Raw genomic sequence first — 1,139 nt, 5'->3', positions numbered from 1 at the left:
TATATAGAAAGGCATTTAGCGATTTTTGTCAATTGTTTTTTATCTAGAGCGAACTAATCAATTAAGTCTCTTGCCAGATAAGGATTTAGTCGATTTATGCCCCCCTATCGAACCATAACAAGTAACGAAGAGCCAGTTTTAGTAAACGAGATTGAATCTTGATCTTGGTTTATACCCAAAAAATTTTCATTCAATGGAGGAATTGGACGTTTGGTTAATTTTACTATTAGTTTGGCGAAGTTTGGCTGCGGAGTAATTCTTGCAAAAAACTTTAATTGCTTGGGGTTTTTTTCAAATACTCCACACAACTTGCCTACTTTATCATTAGGGTTATCGGTCATTACTTGACAGTCAATTATGTAGTCAAACAAATTTTGCTTAAAATCGAAAGCGACTTCTAGTGTTTTGGAGTTTGTTGGAACTCTGAGGTTAGCAACGTTGAATACAATTGTTAATGATTGTTCATCCGCTAAACCTCCGTTGAAGCTTCCATCCCAACCAGATCCTGGAGTATAAGACCAGTCTCCTATTAAGCTAGAAATACCACTCTGTGTTTCATCAAAAAGGGATTCAGGACCTTTTATCAAATTAGTGTGTTGTCCTAATCCTCCTGGAGTAAGTGTGTAGTCATATTCAGCAAAAGCTATAAGTTTAGGGTCCACCCAAGATGGTATATCTTCTGGCGGAACGGGAAAATCCTGAAGTGATGCTGCAATTGTTCTAGTAGAGCCTAAATTTAATAGCGTGAAAAGCGAAAAGGAAACTCCACCAATTGCTAAAGTTCGATAAACTTTGTTCATATCATCCTCAATCTAAATTGTTACGGAGATCGCCCTCCCTCGCAGCTAAGTCAAGCAACACTTGAATCCAACGCCAAAGGCGGACAACAAAACAATACACATTCCCCCCCCCACAACTGTATTAAAAGCTACAATTTAATAATTCTTTATATTCTTCTCCCCGACTAGGGACTGATACTAAATCCGTTGAGTATAGGCTATAGTCATTTCAAATAAGTGTGAGACGAGGGAAAAATAAGGTAAAATCAAGAGAAACGAGCAACCCATACAGAAAAATGTCTTATAGCCTAGACTTGAGAAAAAAAGTAATCGATTATGTAGAGAATGGGGGAAGCATAA

The 1,139-nt window shown here is 37.5% G+C and carries 2 protein-coding genes; one reads left to right on the top strand and one right to left on the bottom strand.

Annotated features, from left to right (window positions below; all coding sequences use genetic code 11):
• Positions 1 to 104 precede the first annotated feature (104 nt).
• Entirely contained in the window at positions 105 to 800 is a 696-nt protein-coding gene (locus O9332_RS05430; RefSeq protein WP_288024118.1) for a hypothetical protein, read from the bottom strand.
• A 275-nt stretch (positions 801 to 1,075) separates the two neighbouring features.
• On the opposite strand from O9332_RS05430, the gene O9332_RS05425 reads away from it, so the two are divergent.
• Positions 1,076 to 1,139: IS630 transposase-related protein (locus O9332_RS05425; RefSeq protein ID WP_271948249.1), on the top strand; the 64-nt coding region annotated here is incomplete at its 3' end.

This window comes from Microcystis sp. LE19-10.1B, assembly GCF_027530565.1.
GTDB lineage: Bacteria > Cyanobacteriota > Cyanobacteriia > Cyanobacteriales > Microcystaceae > Microcystis > Microcystis aeruginosa.
Note: the sequence above shows the minus strand (reverse complement) of the source record. Positions and strands in the feature narration are given on the sequence as shown.